The 18,911-nt window shown below is 43.4% G+C and carries 16 protein-coding genes and 1 pseudogene; 13 read left to right on the top strand and 4 right to left on the bottom strand.

The annotated features are described in order from the left end of the window. The first annotated feature begins 14 nt into the window (after positions 1 to 14). The gene (locus RRU94_RS07305; protein ID WP_315691110.1) at positions 15 to 887 is read left to right on the top strand and encodes an NAD(P)-dependent oxidoreductase; all 873 of its coding nucleotides are present in this window, start codon (positions 15 to 17) and stop codon (positions 885 to 887) included. Between the two features lie 86 nt (positions 888 to 973). Here the strand turns inward: RRU94_RS07305 and RRU94_RS07300 are convergent, their stop codons facing one another. Further along, complete coding sequence (locus RRU94_RS07300) at positions 974 to 2,626, bottom strand: alkaline phosphatase (protein ID WP_315691109.1); 1,653 nt, start codon at positions 2,624 to 2,626, stop codon at positions 974 to 976. Between the two features lie 425 nt (positions 2,627 to 3,051). On the opposite strand from RRU94_RS07300, the gene RRU94_RS07295 reads away from it, so the two are divergent. From RRU94_RS07295 to RRU94_RS07280, 4 genes are all read left to right on the top strand, one after another. Further along, positions 3,052 to 4,227: an FAD/NAD(P)-binding protein gene (locus RRU94_RS07295; RefSeq protein ID WP_315691108.1), complete on the top strand. Its 1,176-nt coding sequence runs from the start codon at positions 3,052 to 3,054 to the stop codon at positions 4,225 to 4,227. A gap of 67 nt (positions 4,228 to 4,294) precedes the next feature. Next, positions 4,295 to 5,476 (top strand): GTP-binding protein, encoded by a 1,182-nt coding sequence (locus RRU94_RS07290; RefSeq protein ID WP_315691107.1) that lies wholly within the window; start codon positions 4,295 to 4,297, stop codon positions 5,474 to 5,476. Between the two features lie 89 nt (positions 5,477 to 5,565). Then, positions 5,566 to 5,835, top strand: a complete 270-nt coding sequence (gene rpsN, locus RRU94_RS07285; protein WP_315691106.1) for a 30S ribosomal protein S14 — start codon at positions 5,566 to 5,568, stop codon at positions 5,833 to 5,835. A 4-nt stretch (positions 5,836 to 5,839) separates the two neighbouring features. Next, positions 5,840 to 6,196 carry a hypothetical protein gene (locus RRU94_RS07280; RefSeq protein ID WP_315691105.1) on the top strand — a complete coding sequence of 119 codons (357 nt, stop codon included), beginning with the start codon at positions 5,840 to 5,842 and terminating at the stop codon, positions 6,194 to 6,196. 241 nt (positions 6,197 to 6,437) lie between these two features. Here the strand turns inward: RRU94_RS07280 and RRU94_RS07275 are convergent, their stop codons facing one another. The 3 genes from RRU94_RS07275 to RRU94_RS07265 all read right to left on the bottom strand — a co-directional run bounded on the left by RRU94_RS07275 (position 6,438) and on the right by RRU94_RS07265 (position 8,937). After that, complete coding sequence (locus tag RRU94_RS07275; RefSeq protein WP_315691104.1) at positions 6,438 to 6,605, bottom strand: aspartyl-phosphate phosphatase Spo0E family protein; 168 nt, start codon at positions 6,603 to 6,605, stop codon at positions 6,438 to 6,440. A gap of 288 nt (positions 6,606 to 6,893) precedes the next feature. Next, a complete protein-coding gene (locus RRU94_RS07270) occupies positions 6,894 to 7,874 on the bottom strand; it encodes a cation diffusion facilitator family transporter (RefSeq protein ID WP_315691103.1) in 981 nt (326 codons plus the stop codon). A gap of 121 nt (positions 7,875 to 7,995) precedes the next feature. After that, positions 7,996 to 8,937: a magnesium transporter CorA family protein gene (locus tag RRU94_RS07265; protein ID WP_315691102.1), complete on the bottom strand. Its 942-nt coding sequence runs from the start codon at positions 8,935 to 8,937 to the stop codon at positions 7,996 to 7,998. Positions 8,938 to 9,834: 897 nt separating this feature from the next. Here RRU94_RS07265 and RRU94_RS07260 point away from each other — a divergent pair. From RRU94_RS07260 to RRU94_RS07225, 8 genes and pseudogenes are all read left to right on the top strand, one after another. Beyond that, positions 9,835 to 10,143 carry a hypothetical protein gene (locus RRU94_RS07260; protein WP_315691101.1) on the top strand — a complete coding sequence of 103 codons (309 nt, stop codon included), beginning with the start codon at positions 9,835 to 9,837 and terminating at the stop codon, positions 10,141 to 10,143. Positions 10,144 to 10,388: 245 nt separating this feature from the next. Then, a complete protein-coding gene (locus RRU94_RS07255; protein ID WP_315691100.1) occupies positions 10,389 to 11,837 on the top strand; it encodes a helix-turn-helix transcriptional regulator in 1,449 nt (482 codons plus the stop codon). 153 nt (positions 11,838 to 11,990) lie between these two features. After that, on the top strand, positions 11,991 to 13,670 hold the full coding sequence (gene hutU, locus RRU94_RS07250) for a urocanate hydratase (RefSeq protein ID WP_315691099.1): 1,680 nt from the start codon (positions 11,991 to 11,993) through the stop codon (positions 13,668 to 13,670). Then, the gene (gene hutI, locus RRU94_RS07245) at positions 13,667 to 14,923 is read left to right on the top strand and encodes an imidazolonepropionase (protein WP_315691098.1); all 1,257 of its coding nucleotides are present in this window, start codon (positions 13,667 to 13,669) and stop codon (positions 14,921 to 14,923) included. Before hutU ends, hutI begins: the two co-directional genes overlap by 4 nt. Further along, positions 14,920 to 15,900, top strand: a complete 981-nt coding sequence (locus RRU94_RS07240; RefSeq protein ID WP_315691097.1) for an agmatinase family protein — start codon at positions 14,920 to 14,922, stop codon at positions 15,898 to 15,900. The genes hutI and RRU94_RS07240 overlap by 4 nt, the downstream gene beginning before the upstream one ends. Positions 15,901 to 16,089: 189 nt before the next feature. Further along, positions 16,090 to 16,548 (top strand): histidine utilization transcription antiterminator HutP, encoded by a 459-nt coding sequence (hutP, locus tag RRU94_RS07235; RefSeq protein WP_315691096.1) that lies wholly within the window; start codon positions 16,090 to 16,092, stop codon positions 16,546 to 16,548. 237 nt (positions 16,549 to 16,785) lie between these two features. Then, complete coding sequence (hutH, locus tag RRU94_RS07230; RefSeq protein WP_315691095.1) at positions 16,786 to 18,312, top strand: histidine ammonia-lyase; 1,527 nt, start codon at positions 16,786 to 16,788, stop codon at positions 18,310 to 18,312. 84 nt (positions 18,313 to 18,396) lie between these two features. Beyond that, positions 18,397 to 18,869 (top strand): annotated as a pseudogene (locus RRU94_RS07225) (alanine:cation symporter family protein); the annotation flags it as partial. Between the last annotated feature and the right edge of the window lie 42 nt (positions 18,870 to 18,911).

Below are 18,911 nucleotides of genomic sequence, written 5' to 3'. Positions count from 1 at the left end.
TTGGAGGAAAAACGATGAAAGTTTCATTAATCGGGCTAGGGAATATGGGGATGCCAATAGCAGAAAATCTATTAAAAAGCGGTTATAAACTAACGGTTTATAATCGAACAAAAAGCAAAGCAGAAGAGATAGCTGCGAAAGGAGCAAGAATTGCTTCGTCTCCGGCAGAAGCTGCACGGGAGACGGGTATTGTTTTCACCGTCCTTTCGGATGATTCAGCTGCAGAAGAGGTAACCTTTGGAGAAGAAGGGATCCTCGCGGGACTTGAAGAAGGAGGCGTCCATGTATCCATCAGCACGCTCAGTGTAGAATTAGCAGAGAAGCTTTCAAAGGAACACGCAAAACGCGGCCAGCATTTCATTTCTTCACCTGTTTTAGGCCGTCCCGATGCGGCAGCAGCTGCTGCACTGCGGCTTATGATTGCCGGGCCGGAAGAAGCGCAAAACAGGGTGATGCCACTATTAGAATGCATTGGGCAGGATCTTTTTGTGATCGGCGAAAAAGCTTATTTAGCGAATGTAGTAAAGCTGGGGAATAACTTTTTAATTGTGTCCATGCTTGAAGCGCTGTCAGAAGTGTTGACGATGGTGAATAAGTATGGAATTGAATCAACATCGTTTTTAGAAGTAGCGAATGCTCTCTTTGCTTCACCAGTATACAAAAACTATGGAAGCATAATGGCGGAAAACCAATTTGAGCCGGCTGGCTTCAAAATGAAGCTCGGTTTAAAAGATGTGAATCTCATGCTGGATGCAGCCCAGAAAGTAAAGGCGCCGCTTCCAGGTGCAGAGCTGATTAAGCAGCATTATGCGAAGGGGATTGAAAAGGGCTGGGAAGACTTGGACTGGGCGGCTCTGATTAAAGTGTTAAAAGAAGCAGGTGAATGAAGAAAAAATTATCCTGTTGACTGCCATCACCTATATAAAAAGCCGGGGCTATGCCCCGGCTTTTTAAAGTCGCGAAATGAAAATGTTTATTTTACTAATTTCAACGCTTGTTCGGAAATATAGAATTCTTTTCCATTGTACACTGTAACAGCGTTCACTTCTTTTTGTTCCGTTGATTTTCCTGATTTTTGAATGACAATATTTTTGTTCACCGGGAATTCGACGGTTTTATCGCCTTTTTTCGCTACTAAAACAGGATTGTTTGGATTTGTTACATCAATGCGGGATGTATAGCCTTTTTTCGCTAAAGCTTTCTCGGCATTCGTGTACAGCTTATCGGACACCTTACCAAGATCGAAGTTCATGACTTCTGCCATCTTTTTCGCGATATCTGTGTTTTCAACTAACCCAGTTGGTCTTGATGGACCGTATGAGTACAAGAAAACATCCTCACCTGTATGGCCGCCGGTTGTAAAGCCGAGATTTGCACGTTTAGCCAGCATTTTTGACATATCGGAACCAATGTTTTTAGAAGCAGTAAGAGTTTTTAGTTCTTCATCCGTCAGGTCTTCAAGGCCGTAAAGAGCGGCTACTTCCTTCAAATTCGATTTATCTTCTTTCAACTGGCTGAGAGCACCTTCAACAGTCATCTTTGCTTTTTTCAACGGGTCAATGTAAGAAGAAACCGGCGTTGAAGGATAGGAGGAATTTGTATTTGTGTTCCCGATTGAAATACCGCTGTTTCCATGGTCCGTAAGTGCAATAACCATCGTGTTTCCATCTTTTTTCGCAAACTCAACCGCTTCTTTTACGGCGTCGTCAAAAGCAAGCGTGTCACTAATCATCCCGATTGGATCGTTGGCATGAGCTGCCCAGTCAACCTTGCTTCCTTCTACAAACAGAAAGAATCCATCTTCGTCTTTGTTTAACGTGTTAATCGCTTTTCCTGTCATTTCCGCTAACGTCGGCTGGCTTGGCTGAGTACTTTCGCGGTCAAAGTCATAAGCAAGAGCACTTGTGGCAAAGCTGCCCCAGATTTTGTTGGAATCAGAAGCCAAAAGCTCATCGCGGTTTTCGACAAAGTCATATTTTTTCTGGTCCAAAACATCTAAAAGGTTTTCTCCATCCGTTCGGGCATTTTTCGTAGTTCCTGGAGCAAGAGACTCTTTTCCTCCGCCTAATACAACATCAATGCCTTGATACACCTGCTGTTCAGCGATATCACCGTAGTTGTTGCGGTGCGTAGCGTGAGCAGAGAAGCCTGCTGGTGTGGCATGTTGAATTTCAGAAGTAGCAATGATACCTGTTGCTTTTCCTTGCAGCTTAGCTCCTTCTAACACATTGGCTACAGGCTTTTGAGCATCTTCCGGTTTAATGGGCTCCAAGCCAGGTGAATTGACGACTGAAGGCAGGATGCCCACATACTTATCATTTGATTTGTTACCTGTTGCAAGCGCAGTTCCGGCCGGTGCAGAGTCTGTAATCGCCGATTCAGCGGAGTATGTACGAACACCACCAGCGAGCATTTGATCCATAGCCAGATTTCCGCCCTTGTACCATCTTGAAAGAGTGGTTGTGCTGGAGCTTGTCCCATCCATTACCATCATAATGACATTAACTGGCTCTTTTTTCGGGTTTTTCGCCTGTACATCTTCCTTAGCCGCAGAAAACCCTAACGAAGAAAGCGCGACAGCTCCCGCCAATGTAATTCCTGCAGCTTTTTTGTTTAACTTCTTCAACGTAATCCCTCCGAGTAACTTGATACAACTAAGAATAAAGAAGTTTTATTAAGAAAATAAAACAGTAATGTAAAGATACTGTTTAAATATTGTGAAGCTGTTTAAATTTCTAAGGACACGTTAAAATTAAGAAAAAAAGGAACTGGAAACAGGCCTCTTCGTTTATATTACTTAAAATTATATTAAAATTATGTTGGAGACAAAATAATAAAAGGAAAGAATGATTCAAATTTCTGTCCTTAATGTGCATTTTTCTGCTTTTTTTATACGAAAAAAGGTACAAAAACAAAGAAAATGAATGGAAGTAGTAGTTATACATCAAAATCAAAAACATGTATATAAAAAGCTTTGGCAGTTGATTGGAAGAAAGGATTGATGTATGATAAATAAATCGTAATGATTTCGATTTAAGAAGGAGGAGAAGTATGTTTAAGTGGATTATCGTAGGGGGAGGCATTCAAGGTGTAACGATGGCTTCTTTCCTGCTAAAGGAAAACAAGGCCTCTATCAGGGAATTGGCCATTGTTGATCCACATCAAAAACCGCTTCAAAACTGGAAACGGTGTACTGAGCTTATTTCAATGCCATATTTGCGCTCGCCGGTTGTTCATCATCTTGACGTGCACCCATTCAGTCTGCAGTCGTTTGCAAAAAGCAGCGTAATGAATGAGTCCACCGCTTTTTATGGAAGATTTAAGCGGCCGGCTCTTTCCTTGTTTAATGAGCATTGCAGCCATCTTATTCAAGACACAGAGCTGAAAGAGAGCTGGATTCAAGGCCGCGTTCAAAAGCTGGAGCGATTTCAAAACTACTGGCAGCTTGAACTGCAGGATGGCAGGAAACTTGCTGGAGAAAATATTGTGCTGGCTGTTGGTGTCAGCGAACAGCTCGCCTGGCCTGACTGGGCAAAAGAAGTGAAAAAACAGCCGGATGTGCCTGTTTATCATATTTTTAATTCTACTCTTCCGACGTTTGAGCAAATGAAACGCCCTTTTACCATAATCGGAGGGGGGATTACATCTGTTCATTTGGCATTAAAATTATCTTCCATGTTTCCTGGCGAGGTGATATTGCTTAAACGACATTCGTTTCGCCTGCATGATTTTGACAGTGATCCAGCCTGGCTTGGTCCTAAAAATCAAATGTCATTTCGGAAAACGGCGTGTTATCGAAAACGGAGAGAACAAATTAAGCAAGCCCGCCAGAAAGGTTCGCTGCCCCGCGATTTGTATATGAAGATGCGGCGTTCTATCCGTGATGAGAAGTTGATGGCAGTGGATGGAGAAGTTTATAGAGCTTCGATGAAAAAGGGGGAGGTTATCCTTGAAAATGAACAGGGCCGTGTTATTCATCAAACAGGAACAGTTCTTTTAGCCACAGGATTTGACCCATCTCTGCCCGAAAAACATTGGCTGGAGCCGGTCATTAAAAAGCTGAACCTCTCGTGTGCTGCTTGCGGCTATCCGATTGTTTCTTCTTCTCTTCAATGGGGGCCGGGGTTATATGTGATCGGCGCTTTGGCGGAATTAGAAATAGGACCAATTGCAAGAAACATTTCAGGTGCGCGCCAGGCAGCAGAACGAATTGTACAAAGCTTATAATCACTAAAGCATGAGAAAGATGTTTATATTTTAAATCGTAATGATTACTATTTTTAGGGGGATTCACATGAAGAAAGTTCCTGTTACTGTTTTAAGCGGCTATTTAGGATCAGGGAAAACCACACTGCTCAATCATATCCTGCAAAATCGTGAAGGCTTAAGGATAGCGGTTATTGTAAATGACATGAGTGAAATAAACATCGATGCAGCACTTTTAAAGCATGGCGGGTTTACACGGACAGAGGAAAAACTGGTTGAAATGCAAAATGGCTGTATTTGCTGCACGCTGCGCGACGACTTAATGAAGGAAGTAGAAAGGCTCGTAGAACAGGGCGATATTGATTATATTGTAATCGAGTCATCAGGCATCAGCGAGCCAGTGCCAGTTGCACAGACATTTACATACATCGATGAAGAATTGGGGATTGATTTAACGCAAAAAACCCATTTGGATACGCTGGTCACCGTTGTAGACGGCAACCGTTTTTGGCAGGATTTTTCATCAGGAGAAACACTCGTAGATCGCAGTCAGGGAACAGATGAAACTGATACCCGGGAGGTAGTTGATCTGTTGATTGATCAAATTGAATTCGCTAATGTGATCTTATTAAATAAAACCGATTTGCTGAATAAACAAAGCGTGGAAGAATTAGAAGCGATACTGACAAAGCTAAATCCCGAAGCCCAGATTATCAAAACGGCTTTTAGCAAGGTTCCACTAACGGCGGTTTTACATACAGAGCGTTTTGACTTTGACCAGATGAGCCAGGCAGCCGGCTGGATAAAAGAGTTAAATGAAGAGCACACACCAGAAACAGAAAGTCTTGGTATTTCTTCATTCGTTTACCGGCGGCGCCGCCCTTTTCACCCAGAACGTTTTATGAGCTGGCTCGAAAGCTGGCCGGAAAATATTATACGGGCGAAAGGATTTTTCTGGCTTGCCAGCCGGAATGACACAACCGGTTTATTATCGCAGGCAGGGCCCTCTATTATGATTCAAGGAGCTGGAAAGTGGGTGGATGCGTATCCAGAATCCGAAAAACAAGCCCTTTTGAATGAAGAACCTGAATTGCTTCAGAATTGGGATCCCGTATATGGGGACCGCATGATTGAACTGGTTTTCATAGGAATGGATATGCAGGAAGAGGAAGTCATAACTTCTCTGGACTCCTGCCTGCTTTCTGAAGAAGAGGCAACGATGGACTGGACTCAATTCCGGGATCCCATTCCAGCTTTTTCAGTTAATTAATGCGGAAAGCTTTAAGTGCGTTTAGGAACAAGGATGTCATTTGAAATTTAAAACGTAATGATTACGATACTAGAGTGGAGTGATAAGAAATGGCTAAAAAATCAAAAGTGATAAAAGAGAAAAAAAGACAGGAAATGGTCGCAAAATATGCGGAGCTGCGCCGGGAGCTAAAAGAAAAAGGTGACTACGAAGCACTTCGCAAACTGCCAAGAGATTCTTCTCCGACACGGCTGAAAAGCAGATGTGAAGTAACAGGGCGTCCGCGTGGATACTTGCGGAAATTTAAAATGTCACGTATTGCATTTCGGGAATATGCCCATAAAGGCCAGATCCCAGGCGTGAAAAAGGCCAGCTGGTAAGCCGATGAACGAATCACTGGCTGGCATGCTGCTGAAAGGACTTGTTAGATCCCTGCCGGAAGAAAAGAGAGAGCTGTACGAGTATATTGTAAAGATGGAGGACACGCTTGCACAGCGGGCGGCAACTTCGGAGCATTTTATATCTCTTTTAATAGAGCATGCTCCGCACAAAAAGGCCGCAGCTCATTTTGACTGTTCATATGGTGAAATATTAAAAAGAATGAGAGAAATTGAGGAGGAACTGGATGACCAGCTGCACACAAGATTAAGCAAAGCGAAATGGCTGAACTGCACGTGTGCCATCCGGCGAAAAAAAGAAGAAGCGAACCATAGAACGGCTCTTTATTTGTTCATGATATAAAGCGATTGCCGTCTATCAGAAAGCCCTAAGCTGCAAAGGCGGGGGCTTTTTTTTATTTCTAACCGAAGGAATACGGTCAATCGGTACCTGTCATGGACCATTGACTAAGAGAAGATAAAAGAAGAGTTAAAATAGCGGTTATAATTGTGCCTATGGGATTGCAAAAAGGGTAAACGGGGCAGAAAACAGATGATTACAGTTAAAGATTCTCTCTGAATGAAGTAAAACTAAGCAAAGGACATTATGGATTTTGAAGCTGTGCCTGCATAATCAGCTTATCCAGCTCCTCGCTGTATCTTAGTGTATCCAGGCTGCTGATTCCGTGTAACGTGGCAGCATCAATCATTAAACAGCGAAGCTCTTCAATTTGAGAGTGTAAATCGTTGTAGGTTACTTCGAGGGTTTCCATGATTTTTCTCCCAGCCTTTTCATTTGATGAGGTGATAATCATTCATTTGAAGGGACAATAAAGCGCTTTTTGTACCTAACGATTTTAAGCCTTATTGGCGGTTTTAATTGAATACTTCAAAAGAAGAAGCTGTTTCAGCTTTCATCTTTATATCCCGCTTTTATTGTCTATCTGTTTAATCTTTAATTCTACAACACTTACAAAAAACCCTTTTTGATTTTGGTGGAAAAGAAAAAACTCTAAGCGAACATCATCTTTATTCGCTTAGAGCTTTTCCTGATAGGCTGCTTATTCTTTTACATTTTTGATCTTGTCCCAAGTGTTGATACCATCATCTTCATCAAATTCGATAACTACATCCGTAACATTCGCAACGCTCTCTTTGATTTTTTTTTCAATATCATCTTTGATGTCATCTGCTTGCTCGATCGTCATTTTTGGATCTACTTCGAGTGTAAGCTCAACATGAAGGCTGTCTCCTTCTTTAATAACATCCAAATCTTGAATATCGTTTACTTGCGGATGGGCGAAAACTTTAGAGCCAATTTTGGCCTGCATTTTCACATCCGCGACGCCCAGCGCCCCAGCGGCATTGTCTAAAAAGACGCGTCCGACTACTAATAAAAGAAGGATACCGATAATGATAGACGCATAACCGGTTGCGCTGTGAAACGGGGTATAGGTGGAAATAATGATCGCTAGCAAAGCCAGCACCGCACCGCCAACAGCCACATTATCTTCTAAGAAAACCAGCTTTGTAGCAGGCTTTGCGTCTCGAACATGCTTATAGCTTTCGGGTATGATCTTTAGCCCTTTTACTTTTTCACGGGGCAAATGTTCCGTAATTTCCTGCATTGCTTTATATAGAACAGTTGCTTCGAGCGCAGCTGCAGCTCCTAGGACGCCAATGTTCAGCCAGAACCAGTCGTCTGAATGAGTTGCATTCGAAATATGATGAATGCCTTCGACGATCGTTTCATAGGCGAGGACGCCAACGACAAGTACAGCGCCAAGCAGCACAAGGTTGACAAGACGTCCAAAACCAGCCGGGAAACGATCCGTTGGCGCTTTTTTACTTAAAGCCGATCCGATAAAAACGAAAAGCTGGTTGGCTGCATCCCCGAAACTATGCATCATTTCAGCAAACATGGCGACATTTCCTGTAATGAGGTAAGCAGCGGTTTTAATCAACGCGACAACGGTATTTACAATGGCGGCCCACAGGGCGGATTTGCTGCCGAGTTTCAATAATTTGAAGGATTCTCTCATTCCCTTTACTCCTTTCTCTTTTGCTAATCTCCTTTCTTTTCCCTTACACAAGTAAGAAATAACATGTTTTTTAGCCAAAAGCTGATAAAAACAGGGGGTCAGCTGCCTTTAAAAAATGCGTTTATTTAAAAAAGGATTTTTTACTTTTCGTGTTTAAAAGGTCGCCCATCCAGCCTTTGCTTCTCAAATAAAAATAAAGGAGCACTGTACTAAAAACGATTAAGGTACCCGCAAATGCGTAACCAAATTTCCATTCCAGCTCGGGCATATGCTTAAAGTTCATTCCCCAAATTGCACCAAGGGCTGTAGTAGGAGCAAACAGAGTTGTCATAATGGTTAGTGTCTTCGTAATTTCGTTCCCCCGGTGAGTGGATATCAGGTTTTCGAGATTTAATAACGATTTAATCTCATCTTCATACGCATCTAAAAGTGTTTTAGCCCGGTCAATCCGACATATAGCCCGTTTAAACTGTGCTCCTTGTGCCGTTTGTTCTCCAAATGCTTCTTCAACAGCCATCTGTGTTTCTTCTATTGGGATGAGTAGGTTCTTCCAAACGAGGAGTTCATGATCGACAGTAGCAGCTCTATCCAAGATTTTCGTACGATTATTCTCTTTTATTTCCCAAAGCAGAGTGTGCAGTTTTACTTCAAACTTATCGATTTTTTTTAAAAAGTCAGCAATTATTTCACTAAGCAGGACCAAAAAACCTTCCATTGGCGATTCACAATGGTGCATTTTTTCCTTCATGGTTTTGGCATTATGATGATCTAATCGAGATAAATCAAAATTTGCCGTGACCAGTTCTTTCCTTGTTAAATAAAAGTGAAAGGTCGCATTTTCTTCTCTTTTTTCAACGTCCTGCTGATAAATAAGAGAACCCCATACATTTTCTTTACCGGGCGTTCCAGTGTACATATTGATCGAATTATTATCGTTTTTCTTTATCTGCTTAATCCATCTTTCATACTCGTGTGATTCTTTTACTTTTTTTTCGATCAGATGAGTATCTTGAAGGTCAAGTTCATACCATTTCCATTGGGAGGAGTGGAAAGTATGCTCCACTTTTATCAATCCTTTCAATAAGCACTTTTCCATCAGGGATTTTCAGCAAGTTTTAGAATTTTCTAATCAGTATCCCCGTTGGCTGCCAATAATATGAATGAGGATTTCAACTTTAAAGATCTTGCCCAGCTACGACGCTTTGGAACCCAATACTTTTCAGAAGTGGAGGACTGAGGCTCAGGGGAACGGGCGATAACAGAATTAATAAAGAAAAATATGTAAGGGTGTATATGTATCACATTGTTTTACATAGGGGCCATTTGTTTTTCGCTTTTAAGGATAAATGCCTGTACAATTGAGCAATTCACTAGGCAGTCTTTTGCTTATGCTTATTTAAGTAATGTTCTCAGAACAGGAACGAGTCATGAACATGGTACCGAAGATAAACAGGTTTTTTTAGTATGCAAAAAGGAAAAAGTTCATAGTTTTGTTTCAACCCTTGACATAGTCGGTTTAATTTACAGACTTTCCGAGCGGGAAAGTCTGTAAAAATACTTAATCGAGTAATTAAAAAAGCTTAATCTATTGAAAAGCAGTTGCGTTTGAATGACTCAGCTGCTTTTCATATTTAAGCATCTGATTAAAAATTAATGAAAGAGAGAGTCAGAGGCCTTTTTTATAGAGGAAGAAGGGGTTTGGACCCTATCGTCAATAGTACATATTGATCAATTTACCTGATTTTTAATGATTTTTTTAGGAATCTCTGATTTTGATGTCTATATTTCGAGAAGGTGGGTAAAGATTAGAAAACAAAATGAGCAAGGACATTCAATACTCTAAGATATATGAAAAAAAGAACGAAGTTTGTACCAGCCCTTGGTTTTGTATAAAATACTCTGTTTAAAGTCGGTTTCTTAGCATATAAATGAGACGGACCTACTTAAAGGAGGAGTTTTCGTGCTTCTGCATAAACATTCAAGAAACGATCAATCGGTAAAAGCCTCTAAATTTATTATACGCTTAAAGCAAAAAGGCCTTATTAAAGCATTTGTTTGCTTTACAGATGAAAAAGGCCAGTTAAAGAGTATGACCTATGAAAACGGTGAATATTATTTATTTAATTTAACAGATGGAAATATCAAGCCAATAACGTCTTTTATGTTTTCTCAAACACTGGATTTAATTAAAAAAGGTTTTTATACCGGCCGTTCTTATGGACAGGTGCGCCTTAAACAAACGAAGCAAAGAAGATACGGCAGCTGGTGAAAAGTCACGGGAAATATAGACAATAAGAGAATGTAAAGCGGATTAAACATCTATATAGAGCATAAAAGTGCTTAAAAAGCCAAACCCTTTTTAGGGTTTGGCTTTTTTCGTTTTTACCATTTAAAAGAATGGAGGAGTGTTGAGTTAATAAGACTGGCTGGAGGGTGGAGTAGTAAATGACTTATCTATTCTACTAAATCCATAATGAGCTGTTAAAATAAAAAAAGACAGAATGGGGTGTGTGAATGAAGGTATATGTACTGGCAAAAGACGAACTTGAAGCACAAGGGATTGAGTGGATGATCAAATCCCATCTGCAGACGCTGGAATTAACTTTATTACATAGTGTGTCCGAACTTGATGCAGCATTTAAGCGGGAAAGGCCCTTAATGGCGATTGTGGATATGGATCAGTGGCAGCATGAGGACGTGGGTAAACTGCTAAAAAGGTACAATGCTCGTTGGCTTGGCCTATCTTCAGAACGTATTTTTCAAACAGCTTATAAAGCGCTTAAGTTTCGAGCGGAAGATGTTTTGTTTCGTCCTTTTGCGCCTATGGAGGTGATCCGCCATCTTCAGCAGGCTCGTTTTGAAAAGCGCAATCAGCCTGTTTCTCACTCATCGAAACAATCGTTTATCCAGTATGCGGACTTATTTATCTCCAGTCAAAGGCTGAGCGGAGATCCGTACAGGATGGCGGCTTTTTTAACACCAGATGAGACTGTGCTGTCAGACCTTTATGAGGAGTTGCTGGCATATCCTTTTGCGGAAGAAGTCTATGTATTCGTGCTGACAGACATGGTCTTAGCCGTTCAAGAAAGTGTAAATCGTGCTGATTTAGAGGATTATCAAGCTTTTCTTCGTTTTTGTAACAAGCGGCTCAGTCAGCCAATTGCCATTGTGATACAAGAAGGTAAAAGCGGTGCCCCGTTTAAATCAACCTATCAAGCACTGCGAAGACAGGCCGAGCGTGTATTTTTTGAAGGATATGACGTTATTTTGCAGGGGGGTGAAGAGGATGGGGTACAGGAAATGGACCCTTTTTTAACGCCGCTCGAGCAGCGGGAATGGGTCGAAATGCTGGAAACCCGGAATATGAAAGAAATCCAGCAGTGGCTGGAACAGCATTATTTAAAAATGGAGCCCCCATATCCAGATCCAGAGATGGTCCGGATTGCGTTAACGAGCGTACTGGCCCAGGTGAGGCGTTATATGAAATCACATGACATCGAAGGAAACGACTTAGAATATGAATATCATAATGTATTCAATCAAATAGTCAGGCAGCCGGTTATGTATAAAATTGTTCAAGCGCTTCAAGTATTTATTCGCAAACTGCTTACATCAGGCGGCCATTTGGCTTCTCAAGATACTCCACAGTCGCTCATTGATAAAACCCGCAGCTTAATTGAAGGGAACTATTGGAACAGTCAATGGAACCTGGCTGACTGCGCAGAAGCACTTCGTTTAAATAAAAGCACGTTAAGCCGCCGGTTTGCGGCAGAATCAGGACGAACATTCCGCGATACCTTACACCGCGTACGGCTTGATGAAGCGAAGCGGCTGCTAAAAGAAACGGATTTGTCGTTTCAGGAAATTGCCCGTTTAACCGGATATACTCATCAGACCCAGTTTAATGCGAAATTTAAGCAATACGAACACCGGACTCCTCGAGACTATCGCTCCGGCTTCTAGCCTGCTAAAGTTTATGAGATACTTCATAACAAAAAGGGAAAAAGTTTAATTTGGTGAAATCAATAATAAAATAATCATTATTACATAACCGAAAAGGAATACTCTCCGTGCTATCATCAATGTATAAAAGAAAGCAAGGGAGGAAATGTCCATATGAAAACGGTATCAGGAAGAAAGGTCATTCAGTATAGAGGAACAGCGCTTCACACGAAAGGGTGGCAGCAGGAGGCCGTGCTGCGCATGCTGATGAACAATTTAGATCCGGATGTGGCTGAGCATCCAGATCAACTGGTGGTCTACGGCGGCATTGGAAAAGCAGCACGCAATTGGGAATCATTCGATGCGATTGTAAAGACGATTAAGAATCTTGGAGATGATGAAACCCTTCTCGTCCAGTCAGGGAAGCCGGTCGTTGTATTTAAAACGCACACGGATGCACCACGAGTGCTTCTCGCCAACTCTAATATCGTACCGGCTTATGCTAATTGGGATACTTTTCATGAGCTTGATAAAAAAGGATTGATGATGTACGGCCAGATGACAGCGGGAAGCTGGATTTACATTGGATCCCAAGGCATTGTCCAGGGGACATATGAAACATTTGCAGAACTGGCCAAGCAGCATTTTAACGGCTCGTTAAAAGGGACCATTACCGTCACAGCCGGTCTTGGCGGTATGGGCGGCGCACAGCCGCTTGCTGTTACAATGAATGGCGGTGTCTGTGTCGGCATTGACACAGATGAAACCCGAATTGACCGCCGCATCGAAACGAGATATACCGATTTGAAAACCCATTCACTTGATGAGGCGATCCAGTGGGCAGAAGAAGCGAAAAAAGAAGGCAGGGCCCTTTCAATCGGCTTGATTGGCAATGCAGCGGAAGTGCTGCCAGCCATGATAAAGCGTGGCTTTATACCGGATGTATTAACGGATCAGACATCTGCTCATGATCCACTAAACGGGTATACGCCGGCAGGGATGACTCTCCATGAAGCGGCAGAGCTTCGTCAGGCTGATTCTAGAGAATATGTAAAGCGTTCAAAGGCTTCAATGGCTGTACATGTTAAAGCGATGCTTGAAATGATGGAAAAAGGGGCCGTTACGTTTGATTATGGCAATAACATTCGCCAGGTCGCTAAAGATGAAGGGATAGAAAACGCTTTTGATTTCCCGGGTTTCGTACCGGCTTATATCCGGCCACAGTTCTGTGAAGGAAAAGGGCCGTTTCGCTGGGTGGCCTTGTCTGGCGATCCAGAAGATATTTATAAAACAGACGAAGCCATTTTGCGGGAGTTTGCGGATAATGAGCACTTATGCAACTGGATCCGCATGGCGCAGAAGAAAATTCAATTCCAGGGGCTTCCATCGCGCATCTGCTGGCTTGGTTACGGAGAACGCGCACGCTTTGGCAAAATTTTAAACGATATGGTGGCAAGCGGTGAATTAAAAGCACCGATTGTGATTGGCCGTGATCATCTTGACTCCGGTTCTGTTGCTTCACCAAACCGTGAAACAGAAGCGATGAAAGATGGATCTGATGCGGTATCCGACTGGCCAATTTTAAACGCCATGATTAATGCCGTAGGCGGCGCTACGTGGGTATCTGTTCATCACGGCGGCGGCGTCGGAATGGGATATTCTCTTCATGCAGGTGTCGTCATTGTCGCAGATGGAACAGAAGAAGCAGCCAAGCGCATCGAGCGAGTGCTGACAACCGATCCTGGCATGGGTGTGGTCCGCCATGCAGACGCGGGATATGAACTGGCTCAAAAAACAGCCCGGGAAAAGGGCATCCACATGCCGATGCTGGACAAAGGAGCATCTTCCTCATGACGAAATATATATGGATTAAACACGCCGCACTCGCGACGCTTTATTCCAGTCAAAAAGGGCCGCGTACGAAAGCAGCAATGTCTGATATTGGCTTTATTGAAGATGGCAGTGTCTGGATTAAAGATGGCATCATTCAAGCAGTTGGAACAACAGCTGAACTAGAGAAAATTTATGGACAGAAAGAAGCCGAGGTTATTGACGCTGCTTATCGCCTTGTCACACCTGGCCTTGTTGATCCGCACACCCACATTGTGTATGGCGGTACAAGAGAAAAAGAATTTGAGATGCGTCTCGAGGGAGCCTCGTATATGGACATTATGAATGCAGGCGGCGGTATTCATGCAACGGCAAGAATGACCAGAGAAGCAGAGGAAGAAGAGCTGATCAGCCAAACGTGGAGACGCCTGGATTCGTTTTTAGCGCATGGCGTAACCACCATTGAGGGCAAAAGCGGATACGGCATGAACTGGGAAACAGAGCGCAAGCAGCTGCAGGTAATGAAAGCTTTGCAGAAGCGGCATCCCATCGACATTGTTTCGACTTTTATGGGAGCCCATGCAATCCCTCCAGAGTTTAAAGGAAGGGAAGAAGAATTTGTTGACCTGATTATCGAAGAGATGCTGCCGGCAGTTGCAAAAGAAAAATTAGCCGAGTTTAATGATGTTTTCTGTGAAAAAGATGTTTTTACCCCCGAACAATCCAGGCGCATTCTGGAAGCAGGGAAAACATACGGGCTTGTCCCAAAAATCCATGCGGATGAAATTGTATCTTATGGAGGTGCAGAGCTGGCAGCCGAAGTGGGTGCGATCTCAGCAGAGCATCTTTTAAAAGCGTCGGATGAAGGCATTGAGGCAATGGCGAAAGCTGGCACAATCGCCTGCCTGCTTCCGGCTACAGCTTTGTATTTGCGTGAAGAAGCGGCTCAAGGACGGAAAATGATTGACCGTGGTGTAGCGGTAGCTATTTCAACCGACTGTAATCCCGGGTCTTCGCCGACTACATCCATGCCGCTTGTCATGAACCTCGCCTGTATTTCTATGAGATTAACACCAGCTGAAGCGCTGACTGCGGCAACATACAATGCGGCTTGTGCCATTCGCCGTGAAGATACGATTGGTTCTATTGAAAAAGGCAAGCAGGCTGATTTTGTTCTGTGGAATGTGAAGAGCTATCAAGAACTGCAGTATTTGTTCGGCGTGAACCATGTCCGTTCGGTTTGGAAAAAAGGTGTTCAAGTGGCGGGCGGCTTATGAGCGGCTCATGGCTTCAAAAACCAGCCTGGTCATGGAAGGCAGACGGTGGTGAAGAGCATTTTGTACATCAGTGGGTAAAACCGCTAGAGGACATACAACAGCCTGACCTTATTATATATGGTGCGCCAATCTCACGCTCATCAATCAGTGTATCGGGTGCTTCCTTGTATCCGGAGGAATTTCGCCGCATGTGGAAGAGTTTTGCAGCGTATAACTTGGATGAAGATCTTGATTTATCTCCTTACCGTGTCGCAGATGCAGGGGATGTAATAATGCATACAACGGATATCGTCCTGTCACATGACCGTATTCAAGCTTCAACAAAATATTTAGCTGAAGCTTTCCCGCACGTACCTACCTGTATGATTGGCGGTGACCACTCAACAACGGCCTGTGCCGTAAGAGGAATTAAAGAAGCTTATCCAGAAGACATAATAGGGGTTTTGCAATTTGATACGCATTTAGATGTCCGGGATCCCAAAGAGCTTGGCCCGGCGAATGGTACGCCGATCCGCCAGCTTATTGATGGGGAAACTGTGAAAGGTGAACATGTTGTCAACATTGGCCTGCATGGCTATTTTAATGCGAAGCCGCTCATTGACTATGCGAAAAAACAGGGTATACAAATGGTTTCATTAAGCAGCGCACGCAAAAAAGGTATGATCCAAGCTGTTCAAGAGTCCCTTATGTATTTAGCAGAAAGAACAGACCGCCTTTATGTAACAGTTGATATGGATGTGCTCGACATTTCAAACGCACCGGGTGTTCCAGCGTCTACACCGGGCGGAATGAAACCCGAGGAGTTGTTTGACGTGCTGCTGGAAGTGGGCAGGCATCCCAAAGTATCTCATATTGACTTTGTGTGTCTGGACCCATCTAAAGATTCACCTGTAGAACAGACGGTAAAAACCGGTGTTTATGCCTGGCTCCAATTTGTAAGCGGCCTTGTCAGTAAAAAAAAGAATAATGGTTTTTAAGAAGACCGGATAATCAAACTCCTTAAAAACGGTCGAATAAAACAGAGTTCTCAATTGGCTCGAGGCTAGTGTAAGCTTTATCTCAAAAAGTAATATGTTTTACTCTATAAGGAAGCCTTCAAAGCCTGACCCGCGCTAGAAAAGCACGGCATTTTGTCAGAGATGACGGAGATTGGAAAGTGAAGAAAAATGTCTTACAACGACGAAAAAGAATTTCCTTTAGGAAAATTAACAACACTGCTGGCATTGCTTCATAAAAGTCCGGCAGGCCATGAAATCAAAAAAGAATTAACAAACAGAGGATATCGGTTTACAGTTGGGCGCGTTGGAGCGATGGATCTCAATAAAGTGATTGCCTCCATTGAAACAAATGCTAAATCCAACGATATCATTGATGGAGAATCTTACCGTGAAGTGCACGCCCTTTACCATAGTATTTTAGAAGCCGTTCAAGGAGTTGGACGGGGCACGGTTCAGTTCGGAGAAATACTTCGAACTGTCGGACTGACCTATAGCATCGTCAGAGGAGAAATTAACAGTCCCGGTTATTCAGGTGAATGGATCAGTATCTGTATTTATGGAACGATCGGTGCGCCTAAAAAAGGCTTTGAACATGATGCTCTGGGGTTCGGTTTTAACCATATTTAACCTTGACAATTTTAGGAATCATGCATAAAATGAAAGTATAGGATGAAGTGAGAATCCTAACTTAGTGATTTACCTAGTAGCAAGACCTTTTTAAAGAAGCGAATAGAATAAAAATGCCCAGAGTGGTTTTTAGTTTAGAGGGGGCTGCACAAAAAGAACGCGTGTTCTTTTTGTGCAGCCCTCTTTTTTGTTTTTATATAATCGATGTTTGAAAAACAGATGAGGGGAGCGGTCCACATGGCCATTCAATTAGACGGGAGCACATTAACATTTGAGGAAATTAAACAGGTGGTGTATCATGCCGAACCAGTAGAATTGAGCGAAGCAGCGTGGAAAAAAGTCGAGGAAAGCCGCACAGCTGTCGAGCGGCTGATGGCAGAAGGAAAGATCATGTATGGAGTCAATACGGGATTTGGCAAATTTAGCGATACACCGATTTCTGAAGAAAACGTGGAAAACCTGCAGCTCAATTTAATTAGAAGCCATGCGTGCGCTGCAGGCAAGCCGTTTTCTGATACGGTTGCCCGCACGATGGTGCTGCTTCGTGCGAATGCCCTTGCAAAAGGATACTCGGGCATCCGCAAAGAAACGCTTCAGCTTCTTATTGACTGTTTAAACCATGGCATTCACCCCGTCGTGCCAAGCCAGGGTTCGCTCGGTGCAAGCGGTGACCTGGCTCCGCTCGCTCATTTAGCTCTCGTCTTAATTGGTGAAGGAGAAGTCATGTATAAAGGAAACACACTGCCTGCAGAAAAAGCACTTCAACAAGCGGGCCTGCATCCAGTCCGTTTACAGGCAAAAGAAGGGCTGGCGCTGATTAATGGAACTCAGGCGATGACATCCGTTGGAGTAATCGCTTATATGGAAGCGCAAGAGCTCGCTGATTTAGCGGATGGTGTGGCGGCACTTACACTGGAAGGGCTTCAGGGCATTGTGGATGCATTCAAGCCAGAATCCCACTTGGTACGTCCATACCCGGAACAGCAGCAGGTGGCCGGCCGTATTCTCTCTTACATGCAAGGGAGCCAGCTGACCACTACCCAGGGAGAAATACGCGTACAGGATGCTTATTCTCTCCGCTGCATTCCACAGGTGCATGGCGCCATTCAGCAGGTACTTCATTATGTAAAAGAAAAGTTATTGATTGAAATCAACTCGGCTACTGATAATCCGCTTATTTTTGCGGACAGTGGAAATGTCATCTCCGGAGGAAACTTTCATGGCCAGCCGATCGCGTTTGCAATGGACTTTCTTGGCATCGCGGTGGCAGAAATCGCGAGTATTTCCGAACGACGGATTGAGCGCCTTGTCAATCCGCAGCTCAATGACCTGCCCGCTTTTTTAAGTCCGGATCCGGGTCTTCAATCTGGCTTAATGATCACGCAGTATGTGGCAGCTTCGCTTGTTTCTGAAAATAAAACACTCGCACACCCGTCCAGTGTCGATTCAATACCATCCTCTGCGAACCAAGAAGATCATGTCAGCATGGGGACAACAGCTGCACGCCACGCATACGATATCGTGCAAAACTCGCGTCGAGTGCTTGGGATTGAAGCGATATGTGCCGCCCAGGCCGCTGACATTCGCGGAAAAGAACGCTTATCTCCTTTTTCAAAGCGGCTGCATGCTAATATCCGCTCTGTTGTGCCTATTATTACAGAAGATCGGGTATTTTCGAAAGATATTGAAAACATAGCGCTGGCAATGAAAAAAGAGCAATGGCTGAAGCAGGTGCTGGAATCTGAAAAAATCGGCAAAAACTAATAAACGAGCCGCTTGATTTATTGAACAGGCGGCTCTCAATCAAATATATTTGAAAGTGCATACAAAAAGATGGGAGACGATACGATGGAGAAAATCATCACATTCTTAAACGGAATATTATGGAGTGACCCTGTGATTTACCTGCTTCTTGGAATAGGGGTTTTTTCAGGATCAGCACCCGGTTTTTGCAAATTCGTCATTTTAAAGAAATGCTTTATTTAATTTTCCAAGGGAAAAGTTCAACTGCGGGTATTTCCTCTTTTGAAGCTTTGTCTATGGCACTTTCAGGGCGGGTAGGGACTGGAAACATTGCAGGGGTTGCCACTGCTATCGCATTTGGCGGCCCAGGAGCTGTTTTTTTGATGTGGCTTATTGCTTTTATTGGTTCAGCCAGTGCTTATATTGAATCGACACTTGCCCAAATTTATAAAATAAAGCAAGATGACCAGTACCGGGGTGGCCCGGCCTACTATATTGAAAAAGGGCTTGGCTAGAAAAGATTCGCTGCACTTTATGCAGCAGCGGCTGTTTTCGCAATGGCACTGCTTATGCCCGGGGGTGAACCTCTCCACCTAAATCAAAGATTTTGATGGAGCATC

Origin of the sequence: Domibacillus sp. DTU_2020_1001157_1_SI_ALB_TIR_016, from assembly GCF_032341995.1 — a bacterium.
GTDB classification, from domain to species: Bacteria; Bacillota; Bacilli; order Bacillales; family Domibacillaceae; genus Domibacillus; species Domibacillus indicus_A.
The sequence above is the reverse complement of the archived record's forward strand: the minus strand, read 5'-3'. Positions and strand labels throughout refer to the sequence as shown.

What these genes read in the sequence shown, in the direction of transcription:
- RRU94_RS07305 (WP_315691110.1), top strand. Translation starts at nt 15, where the DNA reads ATGAAAGTTTCATTAATCGGGCTAGGGAATATGGGGATGCCAATAGCA.
- RRU94_RS07295 (WP_315691108.1), top strand. Translation starts at nt 3,052, where the DNA reads ATGTTTAAGTGGATTATCGTAGGGGGAGGCATTCAAGGTGTAACGATG.
- RRU94_RS07290 (WP_315691107.1), top strand. Translation starts at nt 4,295, where the DNA reads ATGAAGAAAGTTCCTGTTACTGTTTTAAGCGGCTATTTAGGATCAGGG.
- rpsN (WP_315691106.1), top strand. Translation starts at nt 5,566, where the DNA reads ATGGCTAAAAAATCAAAAGTGATAAAAGAGAAAAAAAGACAGGAAATG.
- RRU94_RS07280 (WP_315691105.1), top strand. Translation starts at nt 5,840, where the DNA reads ATGAACGAATCACTGGCTGGCATGCTGCTGAAAGGACTTGTTAGATCC.
- RRU94_RS07275 (WP_315691104.1), bottom strand. Translation starts at nt 6,605, where the DNA reads ATGGAAACCCTCGAAGTAACCTACAACGATTTACACTCTCAAATTGAA.
- RRU94_RS07270 (WP_315691103.1), bottom strand. Translation starts at nt 7,874, where the DNA reads ATGAGAGAATCCTTCAAATTATTGAAACTCGGCAGCAAATCCGCCCTG.
- RRU94_RS07255 (WP_315691100.1), top strand. Translation starts at nt 10,389, where the DNA reads ATGAAGGTATATGTACTGGCAAAAGACGAACTTGAAGCACAAGGGATT.
- hutU (WP_315691099.1), top strand. Translation starts at nt 11,991, where the DNA reads ATGAAAACGGTATCAGGAAGAAAGGTCATTCAGTATAGAGGAACAGCG.
- hutI (WP_315691098.1), top strand. Translation starts at nt 13,667, where the DNA reads ATGACGAAATATATATGGATTAAACACGCCGCACTCGCGACGCTTTAT.
- RRU94_RS07240 (WP_315691097.1), top strand. Translation starts at nt 14,920, where the DNA reads ATGAGCGGCTCATGGCTTCAAAAACCAGCCTGGTCATGGAAGGCAGAC.
- hutP (WP_315691096.1), top strand. Translation starts at nt 16,090, where the DNA reads ATGTCTTACAACGACGAAAAAGAATTTCCTTTAGGAAAATTAACAACA.
- hutH (WP_315691095.1), top strand. Translation starts at nt 16,786, where the DNA reads ATGGCCATTCAATTAGACGGGAGCACATTAACATTTGAGGAAATTAAA.